The 19680-nt window shown below is 45.2% G+C and carries 34 protein-coding genes; 1 reads left to right on the plus strand and 33 read right to left on the minus strand.

Annotation, left to right across the window (positions count from 1 at the left end):
* Positions 1 to 150: 150 nt before the first annotated feature.
* Positions 151 to 513 (minus strand): helix-turn-helix domain-containing protein, encoded by a 363-nt coding sequence (locus tag ACM0OX_RS24510; protein WP_094328443.1) that lies wholly within the window; start codon positions 511 to 513, stop codon positions 151 to 153.
* A gap of 240 nt (positions 514 to 753) precedes the next feature.
* Between ACM0OX_RS24510 and ACM0OX_RS24515 the strand changes: the two genes are divergently transcribed.
* On the plus strand, positions 754 to 1200 hold the full coding sequence (locus tag ACM0OX_RS24515; RefSeq protein WP_414517554.1) for a hypothetical protein: 447 nt from the start codon (positions 754 to 756) through the stop codon (positions 1198 to 1200).
* Positions 1201 to 1209: 9 nt separating this feature from the next.
* Here the strand turns inward: ACM0OX_RS24515 and prfA are convergent, their stop codons facing one another.
* From prfA to rplC, 32 genes are all read right to left on the minus strand, one after another.
* Positions 1210 to 2307, minus strand: coding sequence for a peptide chain release factor 1 (gene prfA, locus ACM0OX_RS24520; RefSeq protein WP_414517555.1), 1098 nt, complete (start codon positions 2305 to 2307; stop codon positions 1210 to 1212).
* A 104-nt stretch (positions 2308 to 2411) separates the two neighbouring features.
* Positions 2412 to 2654 (minus strand): 50S ribosomal protein L31, encoded by a 243-nt coding sequence (gene rpmE, locus ACM0OX_RS24525; protein WP_069070756.1) that lies wholly within the window; start codon positions 2652 to 2654, stop codon positions 2412 to 2414.
* A 147-nt stretch (positions 2655 to 2801) separates the two neighbouring features.
* On the minus strand, positions 2802 to 3218 hold the full coding sequence (gene rpsI, locus ACM0OX_RS24530; RefSeq protein ID WP_012410698.1) for a 30S ribosomal protein S9: 417 nt from the start codon (positions 3216 to 3218) through the stop codon (positions 2802 to 2804).
* On the minus strand, positions 3218 to 3679 hold the full coding sequence (rplM, locus tag ACM0OX_RS24535; RefSeq protein WP_114081992.1) for a 50S ribosomal protein L13: 462 nt from the start codon (positions 3677 to 3679) through the stop codon (positions 3218 to 3220). The genes rpsI and rplM overlap by 1 nt, the downstream gene beginning before the upstream one ends.
* Positions 3680 to 3799: 120 nt before the next feature.
* A complete protein-coding gene (gene truA, locus ACM0OX_RS24540) occupies positions 3800 to 4648 on the minus strand; it encodes a tRNA pseudouridine(38-40) synthase TruA (protein WP_335157356.1) in 849 nt (282 codons plus the stop codon).
* Positions 4649 to 4751: 103 nt separating this feature from the next.
* Positions 4752 to 5102 carry a 50S ribosomal protein L17 gene (rplQ, locus tag ACM0OX_RS24545; protein WP_094349105.1) on the minus strand — a complete coding sequence of 117 codons (351 nt, stop codon included), beginning with the start codon at positions 5100 to 5102 and terminating at the stop codon, positions 4752 to 4754.
* Positions 5103 to 5133: 31 nt separating this feature from the next.
* Positions 5134 to 6081 carry a DNA-directed RNA polymerase subunit alpha gene (locus ACM0OX_RS24550; RefSeq protein WP_118167590.1) on the minus strand — a complete coding sequence of 316 codons (948 nt, stop codon included), beginning with the start codon at positions 6079 to 6081 and terminating at the stop codon, positions 5134 to 5136.
* Positions 6062 to 6196: a hypothetical protein gene (locus ACM0OX_RS24555; protein ID WP_292725304.1), complete on the minus strand. Its 135-nt coding sequence runs from the start codon at positions 6194 to 6196 to the stop codon at positions 6062 to 6064. Before ACM0OX_RS24555 ends, ACM0OX_RS24550 begins: the two co-directional genes overlap by 20 nt.
* A gap of 278 nt (positions 6197 to 6474) precedes the next feature.
* The gene (gene rpsK, locus ACM0OX_RS24560) at positions 6475 to 6870 is read right to left on the minus strand and encodes a 30S ribosomal protein S11 (protein WP_012410703.1); all 396 of its coding nucleotides are present in this window, start codon (positions 6868 to 6870) and stop codon (positions 6475 to 6477) included.
* Between the two features lie 54 nt (positions 6871 to 6924).
* Positions 6925 to 7305 carry a 30S ribosomal protein S13 gene (gene rpsM / locus ACM0OX_RS24565; RefSeq protein ID WP_069070762.1) on the minus strand — a complete coding sequence of 127 codons (381 nt, stop codon included), beginning with the start codon at positions 7303 to 7305 and terminating at the stop codon, positions 6925 to 6927.
* Positions 7306 to 7420: 115 nt separating this feature from the next.
* Positions 7421 to 7534 carry a 50S ribosomal protein L36 gene (gene rpmJ, locus ACM0OX_RS24570; protein WP_015129703.1) on the minus strand — a complete coding sequence of 38 codons (114 nt, stop codon included), beginning with the start codon at positions 7532 to 7534 and terminating at the stop codon, positions 7421 to 7423.
* Between the two features lie 118 nt (positions 7535 to 7652).
* Complete coding sequence (gene infA, locus ACM0OX_RS24575; RefSeq protein ID WP_006276978.1) at positions 7653 to 7877, minus strand: translation initiation factor IF-1; 225 nt, start codon at positions 7875 to 7877, stop codon at positions 7653 to 7655.
* Positions 7878 to 8053: 176 nt separating this feature from the next.
* A complete protein-coding gene (locus ACM0OX_RS24580; RefSeq protein WP_414517556.1) occupies positions 8054 to 8608 on the minus strand; it encodes an adenylate kinase in 555 nt (184 codons plus the stop codon).
* A gap of 2 nt (positions 8609 to 8610) precedes the next feature.
* On the minus strand, positions 8611 to 9921 hold the full coding sequence (secY, locus tag ACM0OX_RS24585; protein WP_292751389.1) for a preprotein translocase subunit SecY: 1311 nt from the start codon (positions 9919 to 9921) through the stop codon (positions 8611 to 8613).
* A gap of 74 nt (positions 9922 to 9995) precedes the next feature.
* Positions 9996 to 10439 (minus strand): 50S ribosomal protein L15, encoded by a 444-nt coding sequence (gene rplO / locus ACM0OX_RS24590; RefSeq protein WP_414517557.1) that lies wholly within the window; start codon positions 10437 to 10439, stop codon positions 9996 to 9998.
* A 103-nt stretch (positions 10440 to 10542) separates the two neighbouring features.
* A complete protein-coding gene (rpsE, locus tag ACM0OX_RS24595) occupies positions 10543 to 11070 on the minus strand; it encodes a 30S ribosomal protein S5 (protein ID WP_190891248.1) in 528 nt (175 codons plus the stop codon).
* 181 nt (positions 11071 to 11251) lie between these two features.
* Complete coding sequence (gene rplR / locus ACM0OX_RS24600) at positions 11252 to 11614, minus strand: 50S ribosomal protein L18 (RefSeq protein WP_094349098.1); 363 nt, start codon at positions 11612 to 11614, stop codon at positions 11252 to 11254.
* A 2-nt stretch (positions 11615 to 11616) separates the two neighbouring features.
* On the minus strand, positions 11617 to 12165 hold the full coding sequence (rplF, locus tag ACM0OX_RS24605; RefSeq protein ID WP_163927942.1) for a 50S ribosomal protein L6: 549 nt from the start codon (positions 12163 to 12165) through the stop codon (positions 11617 to 11619).
* Positions 12166 to 12237: 72 nt separating this feature from the next.
* On the minus strand, positions 12238 to 12639 hold the full coding sequence (gene rpsH / locus ACM0OX_RS24610; RefSeq protein WP_094349096.1) for a 30S ribosomal protein S8: 402 nt from the start codon (positions 12637 to 12639) through the stop codon (positions 12238 to 12240).
* A gap of 20 nt (positions 12640 to 12659) precedes the next feature.
* On the minus strand, positions 12660 to 13208 hold the full coding sequence (rplE, locus tag ACM0OX_RS24615; RefSeq protein ID WP_094349095.1) for a 50S ribosomal protein L5: 549 nt from the start codon (positions 13206 to 13208) through the stop codon (positions 12660 to 12662).
* Between the two features lie 103 nt (positions 13209 to 13311).
* Entirely contained in the window at positions 13312 to 13665 is a 354-nt protein-coding gene (gene rplX / locus ACM0OX_RS24620) for a 50S ribosomal protein L24 (RefSeq protein ID WP_069070771.1), read from the minus strand.
* Complete coding sequence (rplN, locus tag ACM0OX_RS24625) at positions 13665 to 14033, minus strand: 50S ribosomal protein L14 (protein WP_069070772.1); 369 nt, start codon at positions 14031 to 14033, stop codon at positions 13665 to 13667. The genes rplX and rplN overlap by 1 nt, the downstream gene beginning before the upstream one ends.
* Before the next feature lie 46 nt (positions 14034 to 14079).
* Positions 14080 to 14328, minus strand: coding sequence for a 30S ribosomal protein S17 (gene rpsQ, locus ACM0OX_RS24630; RefSeq protein WP_292751403.1), 249 nt, complete (start codon positions 14326 to 14328; stop codon positions 14080 to 14082).
* A 6-nt stretch (positions 14329 to 14334) separates the two neighbouring features.
* Entirely contained in the window at positions 14335 to 14562 is a 228-nt protein-coding gene (gene rpmC, locus ACM0OX_RS24635) for a 50S ribosomal protein L29 (RefSeq protein ID WP_289799262.1), read from the minus strand.
* A gap of 3 nt (positions 14563 to 14565) precedes the next feature.
* On the minus strand, positions 14566 to 14991 hold the full coding sequence (gene rplP / locus ACM0OX_RS24640) for a 50S ribosomal protein L16 (protein ID WP_012410718.1): 426 nt from the start codon (positions 14989 to 14991) through the stop codon (positions 14566 to 14568).
* Positions 14992 to 15078: 87 nt separating this feature from the next.
* A complete protein-coding gene (gene rpsC, locus ACM0OX_RS24645) occupies positions 15079 to 15861 on the minus strand; it encodes a 30S ribosomal protein S3 (protein ID WP_334835599.1) in 783 nt (260 codons plus the stop codon).
* A gap of 53 nt (positions 15862 to 15914) precedes the next feature.
* Positions 15915 to 16271, minus strand: a complete 357-nt coding sequence (rplV, locus tag ACM0OX_RS24650) for a 50S ribosomal protein L22 (RefSeq protein WP_069070777.1) — start codon at positions 16269 to 16271, stop codon at positions 15915 to 15917.
* A gap of 81 nt (positions 16272 to 16352) precedes the next feature.
* Positions 16353 to 16631 carry a 30S ribosomal protein S19 gene (gene rpsS / locus ACM0OX_RS24655; protein ID WP_012410721.1) on the minus strand — a complete coding sequence of 93 codons (279 nt, stop codon included), beginning with the start codon at positions 16629 to 16631 and terminating at the stop codon, positions 16353 to 16355.
* 107 nt (positions 16632 to 16738) lie between these two features.
* Complete coding sequence (gene rplB, locus ACM0OX_RS24660) at positions 16739 to 17602, minus strand: 50S ribosomal protein L2 (protein WP_094349090.1); 864 nt, start codon at positions 17600 to 17602, stop codon at positions 16739 to 16741.
* 130 nt (positions 17603 to 17732) lie between these two features.
* Entirely contained in the window at positions 17733 to 18047 is a 315-nt protein-coding gene (locus ACM0OX_RS24665; RefSeq protein WP_094349089.1) for a 50S ribosomal protein L23, read from the minus strand.
* Positions 18040 to 18678 carry a 50S ribosomal protein L4 gene (gene rplD / locus ACM0OX_RS24670; protein ID WP_289800116.1) on the minus strand — a complete coding sequence of 213 codons (639 nt, stop codon included), beginning with the start codon at positions 18676 to 18678 and terminating at the stop codon, positions 18040 to 18042. Before rplD ends, ACM0OX_RS24665 begins: the two co-directional genes overlap by 8 nt.
* A gap of 89 nt (positions 18679 to 18767) precedes the next feature.
* Entirely contained in the window at positions 18768 to 19400 is a 633-nt protein-coding gene (gene rplC, locus ACM0OX_RS24675) for a 50S ribosomal protein L3 (protein ID WP_094349087.1), read from the minus strand.
* Positions 19401 to 19680: the final 280 nt, after the last annotated feature.

Here is a 19680-nt window from a genome sequence, read left to right on the forward strand (position 1 = left end):
GAAACTGGTTTGCTAGTTGCTGCTATTGTACCTCATAACAGCCGCAAATGCTGTAGTTTTGAGATATTGTTTTATTTGGAAGTCCCCTAAATCGCCCTTAAAAAACTTAATTACGAATTACGAATTACGAATTACGAATTATTTTAATATTCAACTTGCTTTTGCTTCATCCCCGGATGCTTCAGCTACAGCTGCCAATCTCTCTGCCGCAGCTTGGACGATTTGAGCCACTTGGGCCAAAGGCATGTGCTGGATTTGTCTAAGAATCAGACTCAAATCTGAGGTTTCTGGAATTGGCTTGCCATCTATGCAGCTGATTAACTCTTCCATTGTGTAGCCTGCTTTCGATGCGATTCGAGCCAAATTTTCTGTATCTGGAACCTTCACACCTTTTTCCCACATCTGAACAGCAGTAGCAGATACTCCCAAAAGCTTACCAAAGGCTCGCTGACTCATTGAACCGCGAGCTAGTTTAATGATTTCAATCAGTTTTTGTTTGCTTTCGATCTTCACTGCTTATATAGCTAGCCAACTGTATTTACAAGTCTACTTTCAATATTACAAGTTTACTTTTATATTGACAGCCTTGTGTTTTAGTACTAAACTATATCTCTGGTTGTAAATCGGCAACTACAGGCATCAAGCTAGTAGAATAACCCATCTATCTTTAACCAACCCAAAAAACTTAGTTTGCTACGGCGCTTGTGCTAATAGCTAGACTTTGCTGCGAAGAAATAATATCGAAGGTGCATCATGTTTCGCAAGCCACGCAAAATTAATCAATATCGCCGCAAAGGTAAAAACCTTATAGCCACTAATAAAATTAAACCAGAACTGTGGAACATTTCTGACACAGAAACCAAAGAAGCTTTAAAAGTTAAAGGCTACGATGTTAAGCAAATCAAAAAAATCCACCTTCTGAAGCATCAAGTGTGTATTTCCTACTGGGATGCAAAAGGCAATATATGCAGCAGCTTTTTTAGCTACCGGATTTTTGCGCGTTGGCAAGAAGAAACGGAAAAGCTAATTTATACCTGTCAAACGCTGAAGGAATGGGCAAAGTTAAATTACGTTATGAAGTACGAATTTTCTTATTACCATTATCCCAGTGAAATAGAAGATATACTCCACGCGATATTAGAAAACCACCTGTATGTGTTAAAAGCAACAGAACAACAAGTGGTTTTACAGGTTATTTAACAGCAAAAATTAGTTAGCGGCAGAAGTCGCTAACTCTGCGAGACGTTCTTGTTGGTCTAGAGATATACAAGACTGGATAAGTGTCTCTAAATCACCATCCAAAACAGGGGTAAGGGAATAATTCTGACCTAACCGATGATCGGTAGCGCGGTTATCTTTATAATTATAGGTGCGAATTTTTTCCGATCGCGATCCAGTACCAACTTGCGATCGCCGCATGGAAGTTACTTCTGCTTGTTGTTCGCCTAACTTGATGTCATACAACTTCGCCCGCAGAATTTGCATCGCCCGTTCTTTGTTTTGCAACTGGCTGCGTTCTTCTGTACAGAAAATGCGTATTCCCGTTGGTTTGTGCATCAAGTCAACGGCTGTTTCCACCTTGTTGACGTTTTGTCCACCAGCACCACCAGAACGGGCTGTAGTCATTTCAATATCTTTCGGGTCAATGTGAATTTCCACATCATCCACCTCTGGCATAATCGCAACGGTGGCTGTGGAAGTATGAACCCGTCCCCCAGATTCAGTTGCCGGCACGCGCTGCACACGATGCACTCCAGCTTCAAATTTTAACTGGCTGTAAACGTCATTACCTTTAATTTCTAGAATGACCTCTTTCCAGCCACCCATTTCTCCACGAGATTCGCTCACTAGAGAAACTTTCCAACCTTGAGTCTGGGCATAGCGGGTGTACATCTGCATCAAATCGCCAGCCCAAATACTTGCTTCATCGCCACCAGTACCAGCACGAATTTCCAACATGATATTCTTTTCATCATTGGGGTCGCGTGGTAGCAGCAAGACTTTCAAGCGAGACTCTAAATGTTCTATTTTTTCTTCAAGTTCTTTTACTTCCAGTGATGCCATTTCTTGCAACTCTGGGTCACTTGCAGATTCTTTATAAACCTGACGCGCTCCAATCAAGTCTTCTTGGGTTGTTTTCCAAATTTCGTATGTATCAACGACCTCTTCCAAAGAAGAACGAGACTTAGCAATTTCTTGATACTCATCAGGATTGCTAGCGGTATCGGGGTCGCCAAGACGACGGGTTAATTCATTAAAGGTTTGTTCAACGGATTTTAGTTTGTCCAGTAAGTATGATTCAGCCATGACGATTGCGATCGCTCCTTAAAAAAATAACAAATTGGCTCGAGCATATAAATGAAAATCGACCCAGCTGATGCAGGGCCGTCGTTAACAGCAGAGCCAACTCGCTACTTTTTGTCTTGTTCGTCGCCAGATGTTTGAGTGCTGCTCATACCGTACTTACGGAGGAAGCGTTCTACTCGACCTTCAGTGTCAATAATCTTCTGAGTGCCTGTGTAAAAGGGGTGATTTCCAGACCAAACATCTACGTGCAATTCTGGCTTGGTAGAGCCAATGGTCATAACAACTTGACCGTTGCAGTAAACTTTAGCGTCTGGATACCACTTGGGGTGAATATCAGCTTTAGCCATTGTTCTTTTTGTGATGAATCTATATAAATTATAACTTTCAGCGTTCAATTGCAGCTAGGAGAAGGGAGAAGGGAACAGGTTACAGGTAACAGAAAACTATCACCTGTCCCCTGTAACCTATCACCTTCTTCACCAGTGCCCAATTCCCTAACGCTTAGAGTACTGAGGCGCTTTCCGAGCTTTATGTAAACCATATTTCTTCCGCTCTTTTGCTCTCGGATCGCGAGTCAAATAACCTTCAGTTTTCAGAGGTGGGCGGTTGTCTGGGTCGAGTTGGCACAAAGCACGAGCAACTCCCAAACGAACAGAATCAGCCTGTCCGGTCAAGCCGCCGCCTTCTGCTTTCACCAAAATGTCATATTCGTTTTCTAGTCCCAGAGTTTCCAGGGGCGCTTTAATCACTCCCAGATAGTTGGGGTTGAATTGGAAATACAAGTTTCCATCTTTACCGTTCACAGTCAGTTGGCCGGTTCCTGGAACCAAGCGTACCCGTGCTACTGCGTTCTTACGACGGCCAGTACCCCAGTATACGGCGCGACCGCTATTGGCATCTGCTACTACCATTAATTTTCTTCTCCAGGAATTGTATTAACTTTTAGTTCTTTAGGTTTTTGAGCATCATGGGGATGCGTAGGCCCAGCGTAGACTTTCAGCTTGGTGAACAACTGCTTACCCAGGCTATTTTTAGGTAGCATACCTTTGACAGCTTGTTCTAAAATCCGCTCTGGTATGCGGTCTTGTAGTTTAGCGAAAGTTTCGGTTTTCATCCCACCGGGACGACCAGAATGGCGGCGGTAAAGCTTTTGAGTCCGCTTTTTGCCTGTAACTGCTACTTTCTCGGCATTGATGACGATTACGAAATCACCTGTATCTAAATGAGGTGTATATTCGGGTTTCTTTTTGCCTCTCAATACCTGAGCGATTTCGCTGGCGAGGCGACCGAGGCGTTTATCGGTGGCATCTACTATGTACCACTCACGCTCAAGGGTTGCTTGAGAAGGAAGGTATGTTTTAACTGTTGTCATTTGTCATTTGTCCTTTGTCATTTTTGAGCCAGTGCGGTCTTGGGGGTTTCCCCCATGAGCAACTGGCGAACCCGGAGGGTAATTTGTCATTAGTCATTTGTCTTTTGTCATTTGTAGTTACTAAGAACCAATGACTAATGACTCTTGACTAGTGACGAACTTTGGCAAGGTGTCGTACCAAATCTCTTTAGGAAAGGGAAAATCGGGATAGCCGACTCGCAACAAACACAAGCCTTGAGGCGGTGCGGCATATTTCACTTCTTCCCGGCGTTCTTCTTTCCAGAGTTCGGTGAAGCTAGAAAGTGTTCGTTGTCCAGAACCTACTTCTACCAGCATCCCTACCAACAGCCGTACCATGCCATACAAAAATCCATCTGCCTGTATTTCAATATGGATAAATGGCCCACTGCGACGACACTCTGCTGCTTGCACCTCTACCCAGGAATGCGATCGCTTTGAGCCTGCACGGTGAAAAGCAGCTAAGTGATGCTTTCCCAAGAGAGGTTTCAAGGCAGCTTGGATTAAAGATTCATCCAGGGGTGCATAATAATAATGCCAACTGAAGGGTCTTACAAACAAGTTAAGCCGATCTTCAGTATATATTGTGTAGCGATACCGTCGATAGGCTGCACTAAAGCGAGCGTGCCAACGGTTATCGACACTAGCTGAAGCCCTGATTAATATATCTGGCGGCAGGTAGCTGTTGAGGATTGTTGCCCACTTGTGAGGCGGAATAAAACCTGTAGCTTCAAAATGGGCTACTTGAGCAGCAGCGTGAACTCCAGAATCGGTTCGCCCAGCACCATGTAGTGTTACATGATACCCAAGAATAGTAGCGATCGCAATTTCAATCTCTTCTTGAACTGTCCGGTGTTGTTTTTGCCGTTGCCAGCCATGAAAATGAGTGCCCAGGTATTGGATTACCAAGGCTACTCGATGAGTTTGTGTAGGCTGGTGGCTTTCTAACATACAGATTTTGTCCTTTGTCTTTTGTCATTTGTCCTTTGTCACTTGTCCTTTGTTATTTACAAATGACCAATGACTAATGACTAATGACTCTTGACTAAATGACTTAAACCAATTCAATTATTGCCATTTTTGCATTATCACCCCGACGCGGTACGGTACGCAGGATGCGGGTATAACCGCCCTGGCGATCGCCATATCGAGTTGGAGCTTGCTCAAATAGAGCGTGAACCAGTTGTTTGTCGAAGATATAGCCAAGGGCTTCCCGACGTGCTGACAAGGAGCCATTTTTGGCTAGGGTAATCATTTTTTCCACTTCACTTCTTAGAACTTTCGCTCTAATTAAAGTGGTGGTGATCTTACCATGACGGATCAGCTCGGTGGCGAGCGATCGCAGTAAAGCACGGCGTTGATCGGCTGGTTTACTGAGTTTTTTGACGCGACAACGGTGACGCATAATTATGCACTATGAATTATGAAGGTTTTTCTTAAGGGTGTTTAGAGCCTCTTTCCATTGGCAGTGTGATGCCCAAGCGTCGCTGCAAAGCTTCCACGACTTCTTCTGCTGACTTCTGCCCAAAGTTCTTAATTTCTAAGAGGTCTTCTTGGGTATAATCCAACAAATCTGCCACAGAGTTAACTTGTGCCCGTTTGAGACAGTTATATGCCCGCACAGAAAGTTGCAACTCTTCGATGGGTATCTGGGCAGTTGGATCGTCTGGAATATCTGAACCTGTGTCTGTTGGTTCCAGGGAGATATCTTTCAACGGGTTGAATAAATCAACCAAGATCGCAGCAGCCGAAGATAGTGCTTCTTGAGGAGAAATACTGCCATTTGTCCAAACTTCCAACAATAGTCGGTCTTTTGGAATCAAGCCTTCCCCACGAGATTCTTCAACACTGTAGTTGACTTTTCGCACTGGCATAAATATTGAGTCGATTTGGAGAAAATCCAACGATGTGGCTTCCTCACGTCCTCGCTCTACAGTGCGATAGCCTTTGCCTTTCTCGATCCGAAATTCCATTTCCAGCTTTCCACCTTCAGCGATGGTGGCTACATACTGGGTCGGATCGATGACTTCTACTTCACTCGGCAAATCAAAATGCGCCGCAGTGATTGTTGTTGGGCCGGTAACGAGTAATCTCCCAATCTGAGGCTGCGAAGAATAGTTTTTGAGGATAACTTCCTTCATTTTCATGAGGATTTCCAGCACATCTTCCCGCACGCCCGGAACTGTAGCAAACTCGTGTGAAACGCCCGCAATCCGCACTGCTGTAACTGCTGTACCTTCTAAATTAGATAGTAAAACCCGCCGCAGTGCGTTGCCAACAGTTGTTCCTTGACCGCGTTCTAGAGGTTCCAAAACAAATTTACTGTAATGGTTCCGACTTTCTTCGGTATTCGACTCTACACATTCAATTTGAAACTGCGCCACGGATGAGCCTCCCTTTTTCTAAGGTGCTGCTAGCAGACAAATCAATTGCCTCCAGAATTGATTGCCAATTTTCGATTTTGGACTTTGGATTTTGGATTGTGCTTCTTTCGTTCATGCTCCGCCTCTGATTGGCGCAACAAATCTTAAATCATCAACTTAAAATCCACGAGGCCCAGCACCCTTATAATCGGGTTCAATCTAAAATCGCAAATCTAAAATCCAAAATTGATTAATAATATTTTGGGTAGCCGGAAGTTTAACAGCTTTCCCGGTGGGAAAATCTGACGCACTTCTGGTTGCCCAAGCTTTGACTCAATAACAGTTTGCACGTTAGACGCTCAAGCGGTCATTGCTGGCTGTAACTTTTCGTCCTCAATACCCAAGTCTTGGTGTTTAAACTCGACGGCGCTTGGGCGGACGACAACCATTGTGAGGAATCGGGGTAATATCCCGAATCAGAGTAATTTCCAGTCCTGCTCCTTGAAGTGCCCGGATAGCGGTTTCTCTACCTGCTCCTGGCCCACTGACCATTACCTCAATTTGGCGCATTCCTTGATCGATAGCTCGACGGGCTGCACTTTCAGCAGCGGTTTGCGCTGCAAAGGGAGTTCCCTTTTTTGCTCCCTTAAAACCGCTAGAACCAGCACTGGCCCAGGAGATGACATCTCCATTTTGATCGGTAATGGTGACAATGCTATTGTTGAAAGTAGATTGGATGTAGGCCATCCCACTAGGCACATTCCGTTTCTGCTTCTTGCTCCCGGATTTTTTAGTTGGTTGTCTCGCCATACTTGTTTAGTTGATTTAAGGTAAAACTTGCTCGGATTAGCAAGCGTTGCAAAATTATTTCCCTGGAGCCTTCTTCTTCCCAGCCACTGTCTGCCTTCTGCCTCGACGGGTTCTGGCATTGGTGCGAGTTCTTTGGCCTCTGACTGGTAATCCCATGCGATGACGACGACCCCTGTAGGTACCAATGTCAACTAAGCGCTTGATGTTCAAAGACTCCAAGCGCCGCAAGTCGCCTTCAACTTGATAGTTGCTTTCTATTTCCCCTCGTAGGGCTGTTACATCGGCATCACTTAAGTCTTTAACGCGGGTGTCTGGGTTCACACCAGTAGCCGCTATAATTTCTTGAGAGCGTGATAAACCAATTCCGTAGATGTAAGTTAGACCGATCTCGACGCGCTTATCGCGTGGAAGGTCTACTCCGGCAATACGTGCCACAATGAACTCTCCCTATTGTTCTCGCAATTACTGTTGGTTGGAAAAACGTGACTAATCGCGTCTTTTCGTTTTAATGATGATATGCGTGTTACAACTCACTCTGTTGGTAAGAGTTTTATCCTTGACGTTGCTTGTGTTTCGGGTTCACGCAGATCACCATAACGCGACCACGACGTTTGATCACGTTACACTTTTCACAAATTTTCTTGACTGAGGCTCTAACTTTCATGGCCTTTTATTTTTTGACTCCAAATATAAAATTATAGCATTTATAGGGAAATTAATCCAGTTAAATGACTAGTAAACAGTCAAAAAAATGGTTTTATGGTAAAATTCTCTACATATACTTACTTCTTTCGTAGTCGATAAGTAATTCTGCCTTTGGTCAAGTCGTAGGGTGTTAACTCCACCTTGACGCGATCGCCGGGCAAAATCTTGATATAATTTCGGCGAATCTTGCCGGAAATGTGTGCTAGCACGTTAAAGCCATTATCCAAGTCAACGCGAAACATCGCATTGGGCAAGGACTCTGTAACCGTGCCTTCCATTTCAATCAAATCTTGCTTAGACAATTTGTTTTTTCCTCAACTCAACAATTTCGTGTTCAGTTGCAGCGCTTCATCTGCAAAAAAAACACATTTTAAGAAATATATCAACAGTTTATTAATATATCTTAGCTAAAATTGATCTTTTTCTTGGGAGTGTGGTTGGGGAATAGGGGATTATATACTCTCTATTCCCCTTCTTTTCAGGAAGCGATTACCTTTTGTAGTTCACCAGTGACATCCTCTTGGGACTGATTGCCATTGACTGTTAGGAGTTTTTTGCGATCGCCGTAATAATCAATTAAAGGTGCAGTTTCAGCACGGTACACTTCTAAACGACGACGAATCACCTCTTCGGTATCATCTTTTCGCCCTCTAGCTAGCAAACGTGCGATGACAATTTCATCTGGTGCATCTAAATTAACTACCCTTTCGCCACCTTGATGTATTGCTTCCAATAACTTCTCCAGAAAAGCTGCTTGGGTAACTTTTCGGGGAAATCCATCTAGAATCCAACCATTTTTGGCATCTGGTCGATCAAGGCGCTCCTGTACCAAGTCCTGCACTAGCTGGTCGGGTACTAACTCACCGCTATCAACATAGCTTTGAGCTTTAATTCCTAAAGGAGTCTGCTCTTTCATGGCTTGTCTTAAGATTTCACCAGTAGAAATATGGGGAATATTCAAGTGTTCAGCCAAAGTTTGAGCTTGTGTTCCTTTACCCGCTCCAGGTGGCCCCAAGAAGATTAATCGCGTCACTATTATTTCACCATTCCTTCATAGCGCTGAGAGATAACATAGGTTTGGACTTGTTTGGCTGTCTCAATTGCCACACCCACTAAAATTAACAACGAGGTAGCACCTATTCCCCGGAAAGTTTTCACATTCAAAGCGCTTTCTACGGCAGTGGGGATAATAGCAACGAAGCCCAAAAAGATCGCACCTAAAAAAGTTAGTCGGTTTGACACGCGTTCGATATACTCGCTAGTTGCCTTGCCGGGACGAATTCCAGGAATACTAGAACCCATTTTCTTCAAGTTCTGCGCCACATCTACCGGGTTGAGAATCAACGAAGAATAGAAGTAGCTGAAGAAAACAATGGAAACCATGTAGACCAAGGCATAGACCCAGGAGCTAGAACCGCTTGGACTCAAATAAGTGTTAACTATATTCGCCAAATCGGCATTTTTAGTAAAATTGGCGATCAGCAGTGGCAAACTGAGGATGGCAGCAGCAAAAATAATTGGCATCACGCCGCCTTGATTTAGCCGCAGTGGCAGATAACTACGCTGCTCTGCCAAAACTCGCCGACCTACTTGGCGACGAGCCGAAATAATTGGGATGCGGCGCATCCCTTCCTGCACAATCACAATACCAACAATTGTTGCGAGGAAAACTAAGACCAGCACGATCACCCGACCCACTGCTTCTCGACCGCCGACTTGTACCAAGTCGATGGTATCGCCTAAAGCTTTTGGTAATGATGCAACAATGTTGACAAAAATCAACAATGATGCTCCGTTCCCAATCCCCCGTTCTGTAATTAGTTCTGATGCCCACATGACGAACATCGAACCAGCAGTCAGAGCGATCGCAGTTTCAGCGACAAATATAGGCCCTGGCTTTAAGGCGAATTGCTGGAGGAATAATGCCGAAAAAGCTGTACTTTGAAGGATTGCCCAACCTACAGTGACATAGCGGGTAATTTGCGATATTTTTCGGCGACCGGCTTCCCCTTCATTTTTCTGTAAATTTTCTAAAGTTGGAATCGCCGCCGTGAGTAATTGGATGATAATAGACGCATTAATGAAGGGCAAAATTCCTAAAGCAAAGACTCCCAAAGTCGAAAGTCCTCGCCCGGAAAATATATCCAATAAGCCAAATATGGAATTACTGCCCGATATGGCTTCGGCAAATCTCGGTCTATCAATGCCTGGGACGGGTAAGAAAATACCCAGGCGAACCAAAATTAAAATACCGACGGTGACAAGCAGCCTACCTCTGAGGCCAGCTGCCTGCGCCATCTGCATAAAAGTTTCTTGAGCCGTTGGGGCTTTATCTCGACTGATCATAGAGTGCTACCTTTATAGTGAACCAAGCACTGGCAGCGAGTTGGCTTGCATTTAAGTGCGCTGTTCCGGCTCACTCATAAGACTTCACAACTACCACCAGCTGCCTCAATTTTGCTACGCGCTGAACCTGTGAAAGCTGCCGCTTGTACCTTGAGCGGAATGCTCAATTCCCCGTTACCTAAAACTTTCAGTGGCCCCTTGACAGCAGTCAGGATACCTGCGGCTTTCAAGGAGGTCAAAGTTACTTCCGTATTCGCGGGAAGGGAGGCTAGCTTCTCTACATTAATCGTAGTGTAAATCCTCTGATTAATAATCGGAAAACCCTTCAGCTTAGGTAAGCGGCGGTACAATGGCTGTTGACCACCTTCAAAACCTGGTCGGGTACCACTACCAGAACGAGATTTTTGACCCCGCATACCTAAACCAGCACTAGCGCCTTGTCCGGCAGAAATACCTCTAGCTACACGCTTCTTGCGTTTCTTTGAGCCTTTTTGTGGCTTAACATCATGGAGTCTCATAATTTATCAAGTTCTCATTTGTCGTTTGTCATTCGTCGTTTGTCATTTGTCATTTGTCCTTTGTTATTCACTAATGACTCATGACCAATGACTAATGACTAAATTAGATGTAGAGATTTTGAATAGGAATACCGCGATCTTCGGCGACTTCAGCAAGGGTACGCAGTGTAGATAAGGCATTAACTGCGGCTCTAGCATTATTGAGCGGATTGTTGGAGCCTAGTTGCTTGGCTAAAACGTTACGAACTCCTGCTAATTCCAACACAGTTCGCACAGCACCACCCGCAATTACCCCAGTACCAGGTGCGGCTGGACGCATAATCACTTTTGCACCGCCACCGACACCATCAATAGGATGGGGGATGGAGTTGGATTTGGTGATTGGGATATCAATGAGGTGTTTTTTGCCGTCGGCTACGCCTTTTTTGACGGCGCCAATTACATCTGAAGCTTTGCCTACTCCAACTCCAACCTGACCGCGTTCGTTACCAACGACAACGATCGCTCGGAAGCTGAGTTTTTTACCACCTTTGACCACTTTACTTACGCGGCGGATTTGGATAACCCGCTCTTGCCAAGTGGTTTCTTCTTTTTTGGCACGCTTTGTTCTACTTTTACGCTCTGTTGCCATAATTTATTTATGCTCTGGTGAACGTCATTTGTGAGCCAGTGCGGTCTTGGGGGTCTCCCCCATGAGTAACTGGCGTTAGCGAAGCGGTAGCGACGCAGGAGCGTCACCCGAAGGGTCAGTTGTCATTTGTCATTTGTCCTTTGTCATTTGTCCAATAACTAATGACTAATGACCAATGACTTTAGAAATCTAAACCAGCTTCGCGTGCTGCATCAGCTAGTGCTTTGACACGACCATGATATAAGTTACCACCGCGATCGAAGACTACTTTGGTAATGCCTTTTTCTAGCGATCGCACTGCGATCAACTTACCAACTTGCACTGATGCATCGCGGTTTGCACATGACGCTAAACTAGATTTCAACTCTGGTTCTACGGTCGATGCAGCCACGATTGTTTGATGCTGAGTATCATCAATCAGCTGGGCATAAATATGCTCGTTAGAACGGAATACCGCTAAACGCGGACGTTCTGGGGAGCCAATCACTTTGCCACGAACGCGTCGATGACGACGATTTTTTGATTCTCTACGAGTAAGTTTCATTTCTACTTCTTACCACCCTTACCAGTCTTACCAGCTTTCCGTCTGACCACTTCACCGGCATAGCGAATGCCTTTACCTTTGTAAGGTTCTGGTGGACGAACGGCACGAATTTTGGCGGCTGTGTTACCGACGATTTCTTTGTCATAGCCGCTAACAATGACGTTAGTGGTACCTTCTACGGCAAATTGAATTCCATCTGGTGGTTCAATTTGCACTTGATGGCTGTAACCCATATTTAAAACTAGGTTACGCCCTTGAAGTTGTGCCCTGTAACCAACGCCTTGAATTTCCAAACGGCGCTGAAAACCTTGGGAAACTCCCTCGACCATGTTGGCAACTAAAGTGCGGCTCAAGCCGTGCAATTGCTTCGATGTCCGAGTTTCATCCCGACGATTTACGTGTAATATTTCCCCCTCTTGAGAGAGTGAGACATTATCTCTGAGAGTGCGAGAAAGTTCCCCCTTCGGGCCTTTCACCACAATATTTGTACCATCGATCGCCACTTGAACTTTGGCGGGAATAGTAATTGGACGTTTACCAATACGTGACATGACTTTTTGTCCTTTGTTATTTGTCCTTTGTCCTTTGTCTTTCACTAATGACAAATGACTAATGACCAATGACTACCAAACGTAACAAAGTACTTCGCCACCCAAGTTCTGACGCCGCGCTTCGCGGTCAGTCATAATGCCACTGGATGTAGAAATAATGGCAATGCCAATGCCGCCTAGTACCCTTGGTAATTCTTTTCGATTTGAATAAACACGCAAGCCAGGCTTACTTACCCGCTTTAAGGCGGTGATCAAAGGCTGACGGTTTTTTCCCTTGTATTTCAGGGAAATCACCAGATTGCGTTTTACCCCTTCTTCTGCTTCTTCGATTTCAGCAATAAAGCCTTCCTCCCGTAGCACTTTGGCAATGCTGCGGGTCAATTTTGTAGCTGGCACTTGTGTAGTTTGATGCCGCGCCAGGTTGGCATTGCGGATGCGCGTCAGCATATCTGCAATTGTGTCGTTAGCCGCCATCGTTCCCTCTATAGATGAACTTATTGATCGCGAAAGGGCATTCCTAATTCTTTAAGTAAGGCGCGTCCCTCTTCGTCGTTTTTTGCTGTGGTGATGATGGAAATATCCATCCCACGCACTTGATCGATGCTGTCGTATTCGACTTCTGGAAAAATTAGCTGTTCTCTCACACCCAAAGTGTAGTTACCGCGTCCGTCAAAGCTTTTAGGGCTAACGCCGCGAAAATCTCGAATTCTGGGTAATGACAGGCTAACTAACCGATCGAAAAAGGCATACATCCGTTCGGCTCTGAGTGTCACCATGATCCCCACGGGCATCCCTTGACGAATCTTAAAGCCAGCGATCGCCTTTTTCGCCCGTGTCACCACTGGTTTTTGACCTGTTACCAGGGCAATTTCGTTGATGGATGCCTCTAGAGACTTCGCATTTTGAGCTGCTTCACCCAAACCTCGGTTAATCGTAACCTTTACCAACTTCGGTACTTGATGAACGTTGGTATATTGAAACTGATTAATCAGTTTGGGGACGATTGTTTCTTGATATAAGGTTTTGAGTCTTGTTGTCGGCATAGTTTTTTGTCCTGATATCCCTGGGCTTGGTCAGGGAAGCTTTAATTTTTGATTTTAGATTTTTGATTAAATTTAAAATCTAAAATCTCAAGTTGACTAATTCTTATTTATCGAGAATTTCGCCGGTTTTCTTGAGTTTTCTGACCTTTTTGCCTTCTGAGGTAAAGGTGTAACCAACACGACTGGCAACGTTTTGCTTGGTGGAATAAAGCATTACGTTGGAGCTATGAATCGGGAATTCTTGGGTAATAATTCGCCCTGATTCCCCTTCTTGCTGGGGTTTAACGTGCTTGGTTTTAATGTTGACACCTTTGACGATAACTTTACTCAGTTGGGGAAGTGCCTGAGTAATTTCGCCAACTTTTCCTTTGTCTTTACCAGCAATCACTTGTACAGTGTCGCCAGTTTTGACGTGCATTTTGTGGAATACTTTGGGCGTACCCTGTTTGGTTGCCATTAAAGCACCTCCGGAGCCAGAGAAACAATTTTAGTAAAGTTTTTATCGCGCAGTTCCCGTGCAACTGGGCCAAAAACCCGTGTGCCTCTGGGATTACCATCTTTGTTGATGATTACAGCAGCGTTATCATCAAAGCGAATACTCATGCCGCTGTCACGACTTACAGCTTTCCGAGTCCGAACAATTACTGCTTCCACAACATCAGACTTTTTTACAGCCATGTTTGGTGTAGCATCTTTGACAACGGCGATAATTTTATCACCGATAAAACCATAACGGCGGTTGCCTCCGCCTAAGATGCGGATGCACATTAGTTTGCGGGCGCCGCTATTATCTGCGACATTAAGGTAAGTCTGGGGTTGAATCACAATTATTCTCCCTTGTAATGTTGTTAGAAACTAACAACGATGAGGTTTAAGTAGGCTTGACGTTCAGGACTTCTGTGACTTTCCAGCGCTTGGTTTTACTCAGGGGTCTAGTTTCCTGAATGCGAACGCGATCGCCTACTTTACACTGATTTTCTTCGTCGTGAACTTTATATCGTTGGGTGTTAACCACAATCTTGCCGTACTTGGGGTGAGGAGCGCGGTTTTCTATGGCGACTACCACAGTTTTTTGCATTTTATCGCTCACTACCAAGCCAACTCGTTCTTTAACTGCCATAATCTCCTACTTTGCTTCTTTAGCCGATTGACTTGCTGCCCGTTTGCGTTCTGTTTCTAGCGTCAGCAGTTGGGCTAGGCGGTGGCGCAATTGTCGGAACTGATGGGGCTTTTCTAGTTGTCTGGTGGCTTTTTGCAAGCGCAACTGAAATAGTTGTCTTTTAATCGCGACAATTTCATCAGAGAGCTTCTCGTCGCTTAATTCTCTAGCTTCTGAAATCTTGGGAAGAGGCATAAGCTACTCCTGCTCCTGTGGTTGAGAGCGCACAATAAACTTAGTTTTGATGGGCAGTTTAAATGAAGCCAAACGCATCGCTTCACGAGCGATTTCTTCAGAAACTCCACCGATTTCAAACAAAATTCGTCCTGGCTTGACTACAGCTACCCAAAACTCTGGATTACCTTTACCGGAACCCATCCGGGTTTCAGCAGGACGCATGGTTACAGGTTTATCAGGGAAAATCCGAATCCAGATTTGTCCACCCCGACGAATATAACGAGTCATTGCCCGACGGGAAGCCTCGATTTGACGCGAGGTAATCCAAGCAGGTTCTTGTGCTTGGAGTGCAAAATCACCGAAGTTGAGGGTACTACCACGGGTGGCTAGTCCTTCCATCCGTCCCCGCTGTTGTTTGCGGAATTTAGTTCTTCTAGGGCTTAACATGGTTTGTTACTTGTCATTTGTCATTTGTCCTTTGTCATTTGTCATCTGCCATTTACTAATGACTAATGACTAATGACTAATGACGATTTATCCTTCATTTGAGCGGTCTTCAAACTGCTGGCGACGACGTTGTTGTTGACGGCGACGGGGTTCTCGGTCGCGATCGCGTGGGTCACGTTCGCGATCGCGGCTTGCTGGTGGTAGCGGTTCTGGTTCCTGTCCAGGAATAATTTCTCCCTTAAACACCCATACTTTGATACCCAAAATGCCGTAAACAGTTTTTGCTGTGCAATAAGAGTAGTCAATGTCAGCCCGTAAGGTATGTAAAGGTACTCTACCTTCACGAGTCCACTCTGTCCGGGCAATTTCCGCACCGTTGAGGCGACCGCTAACTTGGATTTTAATACCTTGAACACCAGCGCGTTGGGCGCGTTGAATTGACTGTCTCACTACCCGCCGAAAGGAAACCCGACGTTCCAATTGTTGAGCAATGTATTCAGCAATTAGGTAGGCATCAGCATCAACTCGTTGAACTTCAACTACGTTAATCCGAATTTGACGATTACTACCCAACAATCCTTGGAGTCCGGTACGTAAGGATTCAATACCTTGTCCACCGCGACCTACTACAACACCAGGTCTAGCTGTGCGTACTTCTAAGTCAATTTGGTCGGCTTTGCGCTCAATCCGCACTTCGGAAATTCCGGCGTTGTTTTGAGCCTGTCTACCGAGCTTTTGTTCTATGTATTGACGAAGTTTGTAATCTTCTTGTAGAAGTTCTGGATAACGATCTGGAACAGCAAACCAACGGGATTGATGTTCATGTGTAATACCCAGGCGAAAACCAACTGGATGAATCTTCTGTCCCACGAATGCTTCCTCTAAAATTTCTTACTTTACGCAATTTATTCGTGTAAACGTGCTTATTTTTCTGGGGCGGCTGCAACAGCCACAGTAATATGACACGTCGGCTTGCGAATTTGGTAAGCTCGACCTTGCGCTCTTGGTTGGAACCGCTTCAACGGCGGCCCTTGATCGGCATAAGCCTGAGTAATCACTAGTTGAGTCCGATCTAACCCAGCGTTGTGTTCGGCATTGGCAGCAGCGCTTCTGAGAACCTTCAATATGGGTTCAGTGGCGCGATAGGGCATGAATTCCAGGATGATTAACGCTTCTCGGTAAGATCGCCCCCGGATTTGATCGAGTACCCGACGCACTTTATAGGCCGAGATGCGGATAAAACGAGCGATCGCTTTTACTTCAGTAGTATTAGTAGCCATAATTTTCTCCAATTTTGTCATTTGTCATTTGTCATTTGTCACTTGTCTTTAGCTAATGACTAATGACGTAATAACTAATAACTACCTACCTGCTTTTTTGTCGCTTTTTCCATGACCCCTGTAGGTTCGTGTCGGGGCAAATTCACCCAACTTATGTCCTACCATCTGTTCATTGACAAAAACGGGAACGTGTTGGCGTCCGTTGTGAACAGCTATAGTATGACCTACCATCAGAGGCAAAATTGTCGAAGCTCGTGACCAAGTTTTAATAACTTCTTTTCTGTTATTGTCGTTGAGCTTTTCAATTTTCTTTAGGAGATGATCCGCAACGAAAGGACCTTTTTTTAGAGAACGACCCATAGTTCAATTTTGGATTTAGGATTTAGGAATTAGGAGTGAGGAGTTAGGAGTGAGGAGTTAATAAGTTAGATTCAACTCATAACTCATAACTCATAACTTATAACTCTTTAAGATTCACGACCACCGCGACCGCGTTTAGAAGACTTACGACGACGACGCACAATCAACTTGCTGCTAAGTTTCTTGCGATTGCGTGTCTTCGCACCCAATGTGGGTTTACCCCAAGGTGTAACAGGCCCCGATCTACCGATAGGCGCTCTACCTTCACCACCACCATGTGGGTGATCCACTGGGTTCATGACGCTACCTCTAACCTTAGGACGGCGACCTTTCCAGCGATTTCGTCCGGCTTTACCTGCACTCAGGTTTCTCGCATCGGTGTTGCCTACTTGCCCAATGGTGGCGTAGCACTCGCGTCGAATCAAGCGGACTTCTCCTGAAGGCAACTTGAGAGTTACATAATTACCTTCTTTTGCCACGACTTGGGCGCTAGCACCAGCAGCACGGACAATTTGACCACCTTTACCAGGAGTGAATTCTACGTTGTGAACACTAGTACCTAAGGGAATCTTCCAGAGCGGTAAGGCATTACCATCTTCAAAGGGAGAATCAGGCCCAGAAACAATTATTGTTCCAACTTTCAATCCGTTGGGGTGAAGTATGTACCGTTTTTCGCCATCTTGGTAATACAAAAGGGCAATTCTGGCATTGCGGTTAGGATCGTATTCAATCGCTGCGACTTTGGCAGGAATATTATGTTTATCCCTTTTAAAATCGATGATCCGATAAAGTTGTTTGTGTCCGCCACCCCGGCGACGACTAGTAATCCGCCCGTGATTATTCCGACCTTTGGCACGATGCTTCGAGGTTGTTAAGGATTTTTCTGGCTCGGTTCTGGTAATTTCCGCAAAGTCAGAAATTGTAACTTGGCGAGTGCTAGGGGTATAAGGGCGATAAGAACGGGTACCCATATTTTTAAGTGCTGAGTGCTAAGTGCTGAGGAGCCAGTACGTTGCGGAGGTTTCCCCCGTTGCAGTAACTGGCGTTGCTGAGTGTTGAATGTTGAGTTCAGTAACTCTTAACTCCTAACTCACAACTTTTTTAGACTTCTGGGAATAGAACTTGTCTAATCTTGTCTTCATCCCCAGGTGCGACGGTGACAATTGCTCGCTTATACTGGGGTTTATAACCAATAAATTTACCAACGCGCCGCTTTTTACGCGGTGGTAGGATGGTGTTGACTTTTACAACCTTGACCTGAAACAAATCTTCAATCGCAGCCTTGATTTCTGGCTTTGATGCCTTTGGAATTACTTCAAAGGTGTACTTGTTTTGCTCCATCAAGATGGTCGCTTTCTCGGTGACGATTGGGCGACGTACTAAGTCGGCAAGGTCGCGGGGGTCAAAGCTAGGCACTGTAGACCTCCTGAATTTTTTCTAGGGCTGATGCCGTAACTACAATTTTGTCAGCGTGCAGTAAATCAAAAACATTTAGCTGGTCGGCTGCAATTAGTTTTAAATTTTCAATGTTGCGGGCTGATAAATAAACGTTATCTGTATCCGCAATTTCAGACAAAATTAACAGTGCCTTGCTTTCTGGTACTATTCCCCAACGGGCAAGTGCTGCCACTAATTCTTTAGTCTTCGGGCGAGATAGCTCGGTGCTAAATTCTTCTACTACGATCAAGTCATCAATACGACCGACAAATGCTGTCCGCAGTGCTAAACGTCGCTCTTTGCGGTTCAATTTCAGGTCGAAGTCTCTAGGCTTTGGCCCGAAGATCACACCACCACCACGCCACAATGGTGAACGAATAGACCCTGCACGAGCGCGACCAGTACCTTTTTGCCGCCAAGGTTTACGGCCGCCACCTCTGACTTCAGCACGAGTTTTTGTGCTGGCATTTCCTTGACGAGCATTGGTCAATTGCCGTACTAAGGCGCGGTGCACAATATGAGATGCTGTTCCTTCTTTGGCAACGCGCAACTCGAAGGTCGTCTCGCCGACCTGTTCTCCTTGCCAATTTTTAACTACGCTTTCAACCATCTTTGTTATCTGTCCTTTGTCATTTGTCATTTGTCATTTGTCTTTTGTCCTTAGCCAATGACTACTGACTACTGACTAATGACTTTTGACTATCCCACTGTTTTTGCAGGCACAACACTTACTAGAGCGCCTGGTTTCCCAGGAATAGCTCCCTTAATCAGCAATAAGTTGCGTTCTGGATCGACTCGCACTATGGTCAGTTTGCGGATTGTAATACGTTTTCCACCCAAACGACCTGCCATCCGCTTACCTGGATAGACACGACCTGGTGTTGTACCAGCACCAATAGAACCGGGTGCTCTGTGGTTTTTGGAACCGTGTGACATTGGCCCGCGACCAAAGTTGTTGCGCTTCTGGTTTCCCGCAAAGCCGCGACCGATGCTTGTACCAACGACATCGACAATTTGACCAGCGCTAAAAATATCTGCTTTAATCTCTTGACCTAAAGCATAATCACTAGAGCTATCGGTGTGATATTCATTTAAGTGACGCAATGCTGGGGCAGATGATTTCGCCAAATGACCCAATAATGGTCTGTTTAGTGCCTTGGGTTTGACTTCGCCATAACCAACTTGAATGGCAAAGTAACCGTCGGTTTCTTTCGTTTTAACTTGTGTAACGGTGCATGGCCCTGCTTGAATGACAGTTACAGGAATAGATACTCCTGCTTCGTCAAATATTTGAGTCATGCCCAGCTTGGTGCCGAGAATACCTACAGACACAGTAACTGGTTCTCCTTTCTACTTGCTGACCTTGGAATTGGACTTTAGAGGACACGCTTTGTACGCATCAGTTTAGGCTGGGTTAGCCTGCGAAATTTGGAATGGTTTTAATAAACCGCTCCAAATGCTTTCGGACACAACAAACCGTGTCCTTACTGCTTGGTGAATCTGTTTAGCTTCACTCATTAGATCACCAGAACAGCCACAAGTCTCTTCCCGATGGGAAGGAGTAACTTCTGGAATCAATGCAAGGCGCTACAGCTTTAGGCTGTGTGCAGCA

It is taken from the genome of Nostoc sp. PCC 9305 (genome assembly GCF_963920915.1).
GTDB lineage: Bacteria > Cyanobacteriota > Cyanobacteriia > Cyanobacteriales > Nostocaceae > Nostoc.

Excerpts from the sequence above, each read along its gene's own strand:
- rplQ (WP_094349105.1), bottom strand. The coding sequence starts at position 5,102 with ATGCGTCACCGTTGTCGCGTCAAAAAACTCAGTAAACCAGCCGATCAA.
- ACM0OX_RS24555 (WP_292725304.1), bottom strand. The coding sequence starts at position 6,196 with ATGAACGAAAGAAGCACAATCCAAAATCCAAAGTCCAAAATCGAAAAT.
- truA (WP_335157356.1), bottom strand. The coding sequence starts at position 4,648 with ATGTTAGAAAGCCACCAGCCTACACAAACTCATCGAGTAGCCTTGGTA.
- rplX (WP_069070771.1), bottom strand. The coding sequence starts at position 13,665 with ATGGCAACCAAACAGGGTACGCCCAAAGTATTCCACAAAATGCACGTC.
- rplE (WP_094349095.1), bottom strand. The coding sequence starts at position 13,208 with ATGCCGACAACAAGACTCAAAACCTTATATCAAGAAACAATCGTCCCC.
- rplM (WP_114081992.1), bottom strand. The coding sequence starts at position 3,679 with ATGACAACAGTTAAAACATACCTTCCTTCTCAAGCAACCCTTGAGCGT.
- rplV (WP_069070777.1), bottom strand. The coding sequence starts at position 16,271 with ATGGCTACTAATACTACTGAAGTAAAAGCGATCGCTCGTTTTATCCGC.
- rplO (WP_414517557.1), bottom strand. The coding sequence starts at position 10,439 with ATGAGACTCCATGATGTTAAGCCACAAAAAGGCTCAAAGAAACGCAAG.
- rpsI (WP_012410698.1), bottom strand. The coding sequence starts at position 3,218 with ATGGTAGTAGCAGATGCCAATAGCGGTCGCGCCGTATACTGGGGTACT.
- rpmJ (WP_015129703.1), bottom strand. The coding sequence starts at position 7,534 with ATGAAAGTTAGAGCCTCAGTCAAGAAAATTTGTGAAAAGTGTAACGTG.
- rplP (WP_012410718.1), bottom strand. The coding sequence starts at position 14,991 with ATGTTAAGCCCTAGAAGAACTAAATTCCGCAAACAACAGCGGGGACGG.
- rpsQ (WP_292751403.1), bottom strand. The coding sequence starts at position 14,328 with ATGGCAGTTAAAGAACGAGTTGGCTTGGTAGTGAGCGATAAAATGCAA.
- rplF (WP_163927942.1), bottom strand. The coding sequence starts at position 12,165 with ATGTCACGTATTGGTAAACGTCCAATTACTATTCCCGCCAAAGTTCAA.
- rpmC (WP_289799262.1), bottom strand. The coding sequence starts at position 14,562 with ATGCCTCTTCCCAAGATTTCAGAAGCTAGAGAATTAAGCGACGAGAAG.
- rpsK (WP_012410703.1), bottom strand. The coding sequence starts at position 6,870 with ATGGCGAGACAACCAACTAAAAAATCCGGGAGCAAGAAGCAGAAACGG.
- secY (WP_292751389.1), bottom strand. The coding sequence starts at position 9,921 with ATGATCAGTCGAGATAAAGCCCCAACGGCTCAAGAAACTTTTATGCAG.
- rplR (WP_094349098.1), bottom strand. The coding sequence starts at position 11,614 with ATGAAACTTACTCGTAGAGAATCAAAAAATCGTCGTCATCGACGCGTT.
- rplD (WP_289800116.1), bottom strand. The coding sequence starts at position 18,678 with ATGGTTGAAAGCGTAGTTAAAAATTGGCAAGGAGAACAGGTCGGCGAG.
- rpmE (WP_069070756.1), bottom strand. The coding sequence starts at position 2,654 with ATGGCTAAAGCTGATATTCACCCCAAGTGGTATCCAGACGCTAAAGTT.
- rpsH (WP_094349096.1), bottom strand. The coding sequence starts at position 12,639 with ATGGCGGCTAACGACACAATTGCAGATATGCTGACGCGCATCCGCAAT.
- rpsE (WP_190891248.1), bottom strand. The coding sequence starts at position 11,070 with ATGGCAACAGAGCGTAAAAGTAGAACAAAGCGTGCCAAAAAAGAAGAA.
- ACM0OX_RS24515 (WP_414517554.1), top strand. The coding sequence starts at position 754 with ATGTTTCGCAAGCCACGCAAAATTAATCAATATCGCCGCAAAGGTAAA.
- rpsS (WP_012410721.1), bottom strand. The coding sequence starts at position 16,631 with ATGGGTCGTTCTCTAAAAAAAGGTCCTTTCGTTGCGGATCATCTCCTA.
- rplB (WP_094349090.1), bottom strand. The coding sequence starts at position 17,602 with ATGGGTACCCGTTCTTATCGCCCTTATACCCCTAGCACTCGCCAAGTT.
- prfA (WP_414517555.1), bottom strand. The coding sequence starts at position 2,307 with ATGGCTGAATCATACTTACTGGACAAACTAAAATCCGTTGAACAAACC.